This is a genomic window from Bacteroides cellulosilyticus DSM 14838, from assembly GCF_000158035.1.
Classification (GTDB): Bacteria; Bacteroidota; Bacteroidia; order Bacteroidales; family Bacteroidaceae; genus Bacteroides; species Bacteroides cellulosilyticus.
Window position 1 is genome coordinate 28,358 of record NZ_EQ973486.1, and the last position, 8,683, is coordinate 37,040.

General features: G+C 38.9%; 12 protein-coding genes. All 12 read left to right on the forward strand.

The window, feature by feature from the left end; genetic code table 11:
• Positions 1 to 13: 13 nt before the first annotated feature.
• The 12 genes from BACCELL_RS00170 (at position 14) to BACCELL_RS00225 (ending at position 8,514) form a co-directional block, all read left to right on the forward strand.
• The gene (locus tag BACCELL_RS00170) at positions 14 to 1,066 is read left to right on the forward strand and encodes a hypothetical protein (RefSeq protein ID WP_007209436.1); all 1,053 of its coding nucleotides are present in this window, start codon (positions 14 to 16) and stop codon (positions 1,064 to 1,066) included.
• 38 nt (positions 1,067 to 1,104) lie between these two features.
• Complete coding sequence (locus BACCELL_RS00175) at positions 1,105 to 1,437, forward strand: helix-turn-helix domain-containing protein (protein ID WP_007209437.1); 333 nt, start codon at positions 1,105 to 1,107, stop codon at positions 1,435 to 1,437.
• Positions 1,418 to 2,098 (forward strand): hypothetical protein, encoded by a 681-nt coding sequence (locus BACCELL_RS00180; RefSeq protein WP_007209438.1) that lies wholly within the window; start codon positions 1,418 to 1,420, stop codon positions 2,096 to 2,098. The genes BACCELL_RS00175 and BACCELL_RS00180 overlap by 20 nt, the downstream gene beginning before the upstream one ends.
• The gene (locus BACCELL_RS00185) at positions 2,061 to 3,776 is read left to right on the forward strand and encodes a hypothetical protein (protein WP_007209439.1); all 1,716 of its coding nucleotides are present in this window, start codon (positions 2,061 to 2,063) and stop codon (positions 3,774 to 3,776) included. Before BACCELL_RS00180 ends, BACCELL_RS00185 begins: the two co-directional genes overlap by 38 nt.
• Before the next feature lie 428 nt (positions 3,777 to 4,204).
• Positions 4,205 to 4,498 (forward strand): type II toxin-antitoxin system HigB family toxin, encoded by a 294-nt coding sequence (locus BACCELL_RS00190; protein WP_002562738.1) that lies wholly within the window; start codon positions 4,205 to 4,207, stop codon positions 4,496 to 4,498.
• A 13-nt stretch (positions 4,499 to 4,511) separates the two neighbouring features.
• A complete protein-coding gene (locus BACCELL_RS00195; protein ID WP_002562737.1) occupies positions 4,512 to 4,895 on the forward strand; it encodes a helix-turn-helix domain-containing protein in 384 nt (127 codons plus the stop codon).
• Between the two features lie 105 nt (positions 4,896 to 5,000).
• Positions 5,001 to 5,258, forward strand: coding sequence for a hypothetical protein (locus BACCELL_RS00200; RefSeq protein WP_007209441.1), 258 nt, complete (start codon positions 5,001 to 5,003; stop codon positions 5,256 to 5,258).
• Positions 5,259 to 5,374: 116 nt separating this feature from the next.
• Positions 5,375 to 5,662 (forward strand): hypothetical protein, encoded by a 288-nt coding sequence (locus BACCELL_RS00205; RefSeq protein ID WP_002562735.1) that lies wholly within the window; start codon positions 5,375 to 5,377, stop codon positions 5,660 to 5,662.
• 4 nt (positions 5,663 to 5,666) lie between these two features.
• Positions 5,667 to 6,212, forward strand: coding sequence for a hypothetical protein (locus BACCELL_RS00210; protein ID WP_002562734.1), 546 nt, complete (start codon positions 5,667 to 5,669; stop codon positions 6,210 to 6,212).
• The gene (locus BACCELL_RS27645; protein ID WP_007209442.1) at positions 6,188 to 6,478 is read left to right on the forward strand and encodes a hypothetical protein; all 291 of its coding nucleotides are present in this window, start codon (positions 6,188 to 6,190) and stop codon (positions 6,476 to 6,478) included. Before BACCELL_RS00210 ends, BACCELL_RS27645 begins: the two co-directional genes overlap by 25 nt.
• Before the next feature lies 1 nt (position 6,479).
• Entirely contained in the window at positions 6,480 to 7,832 is a 1,353-nt protein-coding gene (locus tag BACCELL_RS00220; protein ID WP_007209443.1) for a hypothetical protein, read from the forward strand.
• A complete protein-coding gene (locus tag BACCELL_RS00225) occupies positions 7,825 to 8,514 on the forward strand; it encodes a hypothetical protein (RefSeq protein WP_007209444.1) in 690 nt (229 codons plus the stop codon). Before BACCELL_RS00220 ends, BACCELL_RS00225 begins: the two co-directional genes overlap by 8 nt.
• The last annotated feature ends 169 nt before the right edge of the window (positions 8,515 to 8,683 follow it).

Consider the following 8,683-nt stretch of genomic DNA (forward strand, 5'->3'; position numbering starts at 1 on the left):
ATAAATTAATCAAATGAAAGAACAAATTATTTCCTATTTACAAGGGCCTAGAAACTTCGCGGAAGGTGTGGCGCTTTATGAAATATTCGGAGTAAATCGCATGTTGAAAGCTAAATTTCGGCAGATTGGAGAATGTGAAATGACTAAAGGAGCGCTTTTCGAAGAATTACGTAAGCTGGCCGGATTATCTGAAATGGATTTTTCTTCAATGCGCAGAACTGCATACAAGAAGCCGGAACCGATACCAGAAACCGTTAAATCTGTTTTGCCTAAAACGTATGTAGATGATTCACTTATCGCATTGGCTGACCGCTTCGGTGTTACTGTTGATGAACTTGTTAGCGATGAATTTATCGAGAAAGTGTTATCAGCAGACGAAAACCAAGATAAAGTAGACGAACTGGAAGAGGAACTAGAGGAAGCAAAATCAAAGTATTGTGAAGTCCCTGAAACTGTACGTAAAACAATTCGTTTCCGGGAAGAATTTCCCTTCTTAAATGAAAAGGATTGTCCGAATGAGTTTAAAATATTGGTATCAGATATGTTTTCAGCTTATGACCTGTACCGGGAAAGTCATGAGATGTTAGCCAATACACCGGATGATGTTGCAAGTGAGGAAACGTTCAGATGGGCTAAGACAGCAGTAGAAAATTATCTGGATAACCGGGAAATGTGGGAAGAACTGGAATATTACCGGGAAAATCATAAGATATTAGGGAAAGCAAAAATTATGCAGGAACTCGCTGAAAGAAATGAAATTTCAGCTTTGCCGGATCTGGATCTCGTGAAGCAACTGAATAATGCAAAGTCGAATATATCCAAAGGTAAGAATGACCTTGAAAAATCCGACAACGAAGAAAAAAAAGCAAAGGCCCAAGCGAAAATCGAAAAATGGACTAACAAAAAAGATATCCTGGAAAAAGAAATCGAAGCTAGAAAAAAAACTAGGTTTCCATCTTTGCAAACTGGAAATAAAGCGGGCTACATGGCGAGCTATGAAAACCCGCTTTTCTCACCCGTGCGATCGATCCGAAGTCGGGATCCAGAGTCAGAAAGTAGGTGCTGAAATTCAGTCTGATTATGAACGTCTTAATATTTTAAATAATGAATAACTTACCGGTAGACTCTTTCTTTTTCGATATAGAGCAAAGGGAAGATATACAGCGAATGGCAGCGTTAGGATACAGCCCTAAAGAGATAGCAATTTATCTAGGCGTAGATGTTGATTCTTTTGTAAAGGATGCTTATATAGAGGGTACAACAATTAACGGAATAATCCGGCAGGGAATATTAGTTTCTAGGGCTAACCCGGAAATGAAACTGCATGAACAGGCCGAAGGGGGGAATATAATTGCTATTCAACAACTGGAGAAGGTGAATAGGAGACGAACATTTGAAATAATTGTAGAGCAAATCGATGAAGATGAATGTAACTAAGCCGACACGGCTAGATCTTGAAAATATAGATATTAACCAGATCACACAGATTTTATCTACTGGTGATTTAGATACCTTACCGCCAGAGGAACGCGCCTACTACGAGCTTATGGAAATGGTTAGAGGGCTAAGGGCTAGAATGAGGTATAACGGTAAGGTAATAACAAAAGCTGGTATTATCAAGTTACTTAAGTCAGAAATTTACGGTTTGTCTGACTGGATGGCCCGACAGGTTTATTCTGATTCTATAAATTTCTTCTACGCACAAGAAAATATAAGGCCGGAAGCATTTGCGAACCTATACGCCGAGAAGCTGGAAAAGTGGGCAGATTCTATGTTTCTGATGGGGAAAGGTGAAGAAGCTTCGCGTATTCTGGAACGTGCCGCTAAATTAAGGTTACGCTTTGCTTCGACTGAAACAGAAATCCCGGAAGAACTTCTAAATAAAAAACAGATAGTCATTTATACGACAAAACGATCTGATCTAGGTGTACCGGAAACGGATCGAAAAGAGCTGGAAGAGTTTATCGATGAAATTCCAGATATACCAATGATTGTACGGGATAGGCTAAAAGAAGATGCACAGATAAAGAAATTTAATCTTAAAAAACGAATGATCGAAGATGCCGAAGAGTTCAGAGAAGACGATACAGAGGATTAATACCGATGATGTTGAAGTAAGATATTCACATATTATAAAGGTACTGACGGACTGGATAGATACTACTAATCTAATCACAAGTGCCGGTCGTGGAATGGCTAAAAGTACTGTTATACAGGCCAGACGCTCTGCCGATTGTGTTTATGATATGCCAGGTGCGGCGCTTGCTTTTGCAGCTAATACCTACACGAATTTAACAGATAATATAATGCCAGCGGTAAAAACAGGCTGGGAGTTAATGGGGCTTTATGAAGGTGTACACTACATTTCTAACAAACGCCCGCCTGAATCTTGGCGAAAAAGGTGCAGTATAATAGTAGATGATTATAAAAATACTATTTCATTTTGGAATGGATCTATAATTTTTCTAGGATCCCTAGATCATCCGTCTTTGTTGGCTGGTAAGTCAGTAGTTCATTTATTCTTTGACGAAGCTAAATACGATCAAGATAAGAAGGTTAATAGAGCTATGCCGATTTTGCGTGGTGATGCCATTCGTTACGGGCATAGTCATTACTTTTTAGGGGTAACCATTACTACGGACATGCCGGATGTTTTGGAGGGAGAATATGACTGGTATTTTCGTTATGTAAAGCTGATGAAGCCAGAACGTATTCTAAAAATAGTCCAAGCGGCAGGGGAACTAAATGAACTGCGTATTAAGCTAGTACGGGAAGAAAATAAAGAATCTCCTTCTCCTGATAAACTAAGACGGATTAAAAAAAAGATAATCTATTATGAAGCTGCCTTACTTAAGATGCGGAAGGGGGAAAGTTATTTTATTAATGCTTCTAGCTTTACGAACATTGATATTCTAACAATTGGGTATATAAAGCAACTTTTTAACGGAACACTTGAATTACACGAATTTAAAAAATCGGTGGTAGGTATGCGCCCTGGGCTTCGCCGAGATATCCGTTTTTATGTGGCTTTTTCTGAAAAGCATAAATATACAGATGGTGTGTATCATGGGGAACCGGCAGTAAATTCTAGGGATCTGCGCTTTTTACACCATGATAACCCGATAGATGCAGGCGTCGATTTTGGTAATCAACTATCCCTAATCATAGGGCAGGAAGACGGTGCATATTACCGATTACATAAGAATTTTTTTGAGTTACCGCCTAATTGGTTTAGAGAATTGGCAGATCAATTCTTAGGCTTTTTCCTGAATCACGAGGAAAAGGAATTAAACTTGTATTATGATCGTGCCGGAAATAATTTTGAAAAGCAGAAAGAAGACTATGCGCGAAAATTGAAAGAAGCTATCGAGATAGACGGGGAAGGCAACCGGACAGGATGGATCGTTAATCTTATGAGTCGCAAACAAGCTAATATCCGGCAAGATGAAGAATACGACTTTATGTTGGAGCTAATGAAGGGGGAAAACAGAGCATTACCAATTCTTTTAATTGATGCAGTTAATTGCAAAGAAGCCGTGTCTAGTATTGAGAAGGCACCAGCCGGGATCCGATACAAGGGGCAGCAAAAGATAGTTTATAAGATTAAGAAGTCGGAGAAACTGGCACCTAAGAAATTGCCTATGCTTTCTACGAACTTCTCTGATGCTTTTAAATACTTAATGATGCGTAAGCTCTGGCGGCGGGCTATTAGGGGCAAAGGCAAGGCTAGTAATGCCAGCCCTTACGTGCCGGGATTCGATGACATGGAAGGGTGATGAAGGCAATTGCCCCAATAGGCCGACCTTATACCGGGGTCGGCCTTTTTTGTCGCCAAAGTTGCGAAATGTTAATAATATTAACGTAATTAATCATATTTCACATTTCAAAAAACGAGGCAATCGCCTTTCGACTTCTGAGCGGCTCGGTCTTCGGTGTGTGACTAAAAAAAAGAATACGTACCCGTTTATGCTTATTCTCTTGTTTTTCAGTGCTTTGTAGTGAGGATGAGCAAAATTTACCCTTCAAATACAGTGTTTTTCTGTTTTTTGAGACAAAAACAGGTTCAAAAACGGGAAATTCTGCACTTTTTAGATTTCACATAGATGTTATTCATGTATATTATGATTAAAAATAAAAAATATATCTCTTAAAAACTTCCACATTTGGGAATTTTTTGTATCTTTGTATCAAACAAAAAGAAGTTATGAAAATAATCGATTCTGAAAAGCTGGAAGAGTTCATAAAAAAACATGCGGATGCTAGTAACGCTATCGAAAAATGGGTAGAAAAAATAGAGGCCGCAGACTGGAAAAATCACAATGAACTGAAAAATGATTTTCTTTCAGCCGATTATGTGGGAAATAACCGGTATGTGTTCAATATCCGAGGAAATAATTATCGAATAGTTGCGATCGTTGTTTTCTTTGCTGGTAGAATGACTATTCGCTTTATTGGTACCCACAAAGAATATGATAGGATCGACGCTAAGAATTATTAAAAAGGAGGGCATTATGAAAATTAGTAGTGATTCCCAATACAGGGAATATAAAAAGGAAATGGAAGTTTTGATCCAGAAGGGAACAAAGCTTGGTGATATGGAATTGCTTTCAGAAGCAGACAAAGAAGAATTTGTACGCCTTACTGATGCGATTTATGAATGGGAGGCCGCTTATCATCCTTTGCCTGGTAAGGTATCGACAGTAATAACGGACGCTATCAAACAACGTATGAGCATAGGCAATATAAAACAGAAGGATGCCGCTAAAAAACTGGGTGTCTCTGAATCTCGTGTAAGTGAACTTTTATCCGGTAGGCGATCGCTTAATTTAAACATGGTGAAACGTTTACGCGATAATTTTGGAATATCGGCTGATTTTATTCTGGATAATATGTAAAAAGTGAAATAATAATAAGACGAGAAAGCTTTATCTAATCGGATAAAGCTTTTTTATTTGTGGCTTTTTCTCTACATTTACCAGCTAATCATAATATAATGCAGTATGAACACACTAAAGCCGAATTTTGCCACAAAAGAAGATAACGGCGTGAATCTTTTGCGTAAATCTTCAAAGATATTTTTAATAGTCTCGCAAATAGCCGGAATTATAGGGGCTTTTGCCGGGATAATGGATTTTGATAGTTTAGGAATACCGGTTATTGCAATAGCCATTTTAATCTTTGTTGCAGGGTATTTAGTACGTGGTTTTGCTTTATGTATTGCTACGATTGCGGAAAATTCCGAAAAACATAAAGAGTAGCCAGTTAATCAGAATATATCTATTTATTTATAGGGTGCATCGGGAACGGTGTGCCCTTTCTTTTGTCCTTTACCTACACATCTTAAAAGCTCATATTTGCCTAAAAATAGAGCAATATGAATGAAATATTAATTACTACAGTAATCAGTTCTATTTGTACTGGTGGTATTACTTGGCTTTTTACTCTAAAATATACTAGGAAACAGGCCGAAGCTGATGCGATGCTATCCGTGCAAAACGTATATCAGCAGATAATTGAAGATCTTAAAACGGATCGGGTGGAGTTGAAAGAAAATATCAAGGAACTGGCGCTAAAGGTGAGTGAGAACGAACGAGAAATTAAAGCAATGAAGCCGAATCTTTGCGGGCGGAAGGCATGTACACAAAGAATACCAATCAATTAATTATATGAAAAAATATGCTTTGTATATTGTACTATCGGGAGTCTTCCTTGCTAGTTGTAGCCGCGCAACGATCGATCACCGGAAAACAAATGAAACGGTATTGTCAGACAGCGTTAAAGCTCGCACAGATACGCGAGAGGAACAAGATAAGCAGCAGGGACATAGTACAGAACGTAATACTAGAACTGACGAGGAAAACCGCGTCGTTATTAAATTTGATACGGAAAAGCCAGTTACGAAAGAAACAGGTTTACCACCAATCAAAGAAATCTCTTTTACCGGTTCCACCACTAATCAAGAAAAAGAACTTTATACGGAGATCGACACGGAGAAAAATATAAAATCAGTAATAAACGATTCAACAGCAGTAAATCGTAAGACTGATAAGAAAGAAGATATTAAGACGAGCAAAGAAATTAAGCCTTCGACTAGTTTATGGAAGGCTTTGTTATATATCTGCCTTATTGTTTTCTCCTATTATTTATTTGATGTATTGCGGGCACACTGGCCGAAAATAAAACAGTTATGGCGAAGGGTATTCAAACTATAAACCTATATACCGCTATCGAGCAGATGAAGCAAATTTCCGCAGATGGTGACACTTTTTCTATAACATTTAGAAAATACGATCGTCAGCGGAGATCTGGCGGGGATTCGGTTAGGTTGAAATGTGCTAGATTACGGCCTAAAACATCGGATGCAGAGATCGAAAATTCTAGCTATAAATTATTTCTAACTGATACAGAAACAGGCAAACCGCTAAATTGTTGGCAAATACTTGTTACAGAGTTCAACGGGATCAAAATTTACGTTTAATATGGAAATCAGAAGAACAGGCAATTTCGGATTTATAGATACAGGGGAAGGACAATTAATTTCCTTTGCCATGGGGAAAGGCTGGGCGCCTTCTTCTATTAATTTTAGCAGGCCGGATAGTTGGCAGACTAAGAAAATAAGAGTTAATGGAATTGATATCGTGCCGATGGGCGCTAATAACGACTTACCAGGAGACGTACAGCGTTTACTAGATAATTTCTACGGTGGGGAAGGTATCATGGGGAAAATACAGGGCCTACAATGGGGAGAAGGCCCGCGTTTTTTTGAAGATGCCATCGACGAAGGAAATAATAAGTTTTATCGGAAATGGATACTAGATGATAAGATCCAGGAAGATTTAGAGCGCTGGGATCATCGCGAGTTTATGTTACGATCCTTAGTTGATCTTATCCACATGCAGGGGTTTTGGACTAAGTTTATTAGAAACCGGGGGCCGCGTATTGGTGCAGCAGGTAAATTTCTAAAGTTGGAACATATACCTTATAAAAAATGCCGTTTTGAATATCCAGACGATAACCACGACTTTCCGCAAAATGTATATGTAGGTGATTGGCCGTTTCCGGATCCTACTAAATTGGCTAAATATCCGGTTTTTAACCCGGCAGATCCTTTTAAACATCCGATATCAGTTGGCTATTTCAATATTTATTCTTTTTGTAAAGATTTCGTAAGCACACCTCGTTTTCTTGGCGCTTTCCCATGGCTAGAGCTGGCCGGTACGATTGCGCCATTACTGGCCGCTTATAATGCTAATTCGTCGGCCTTAAGCTTGCACATTGAGAGCCCGCAGGGATATTGGGATGCAGCGGAAGAACGAATAAAAGACATTTGCAAGCGTAAAGGTATTGCTTATTCCGCTAAAATGCTGGAAGACTTTAAAGATGAAGCAATGGAAAAGTATGCGGCAGGTGTTACCGGACGCCAGAATGTCGGTAAATATATGCACACTACTAAATTTTGGAACGCGGAAGCCAATAACTTTGAAGGATGGACGATCACGCCTATCGATAAAAAGATAAAAGAGTATATCGAGAGCCAGATAAAAATAGCTAATAAGGCGGATGCTGCGGCGACTTCTGGTTTTGGGCTGGATCCAGTTTTATCAAACCTTATCATGGAAAATAAGTTATCCAGCGGATCCGAGAAGCTTTATTCTATAAAGGTTTATAATGCCAGTGAAACAGCTATACCGGATATGATACTTTGTAAACCGTTGATGCACTATATACGTGCGAATTTTCCGGGAAGTAAGACGCAAATAGGGCTTTATCGAAGTATTGTCAATGCGGAAGAGAACATTTCACCAAGTAGCAGAGTAAAAGAAAATGCGTAAACTTTTTGCGTCAGACATACCCAAAGAACCGGAATTACCTTTGCATGTCGATTCAGGGCCGGAAGAAACTACGGAAGCAGCAGAACAGCCAGGGAAACATGTACAATGTAAAAGGATGAAAGGGCGGCATTTCGATAAACGTGTAAAAAGTGAACTTGCACTAGAAAAGGAATTACCCTGGCATTTTGAACCGGGATGTTCCTATCACTGTATCAGCTTTGGGGATGTGGATAGCTTAACTTATTTACGTGCCATAGTCAAACAGCAGAAGATCGAATATTGCCTAATATCTACCTGGTGTATGGCTATTACTGATGCAAAGGAAATTGAAAACTGGATTGAAAAAGGATATATCGGACGAATTGATTTTTATGTGGGTGAAATTTTCCAGGGAAGTTATTCCGGTGTTTATTCCTATCTAAAGGATGTAGCAAAAAGGAATAATGGGCGGATCTGCATATTTAAGAATCATAGTAAAGTAATGGCCGGTTTTGGGGAACATTTCGATTTTGTTATCGAAAGTTCTGCAAATATCAACACAAATCCCAGGTGTGAACAGGCTACAATAACGATCGATACCGGACTATCCTGTTTTTATAAAGACTTTTTCGATGAAGTGAATAGCTTTAACGGAGACTTTGAAGGGTGGAATAAGTATGAATTTAACCAGAATAAGAAGTGATGAAAACAATCTTTGATAAAAATAACAATGGTACGTCGGAGCTAGTCGAAGCGCTAGGAATGATTGACGCTGCAACCGATTTCTCTAAGTGGAAACCTTACATACCATTAAGTGTAAGGCGCTTAACAGCTATCATAGGGCCGGAAGTTTACGACAAAGTGGTAGAATT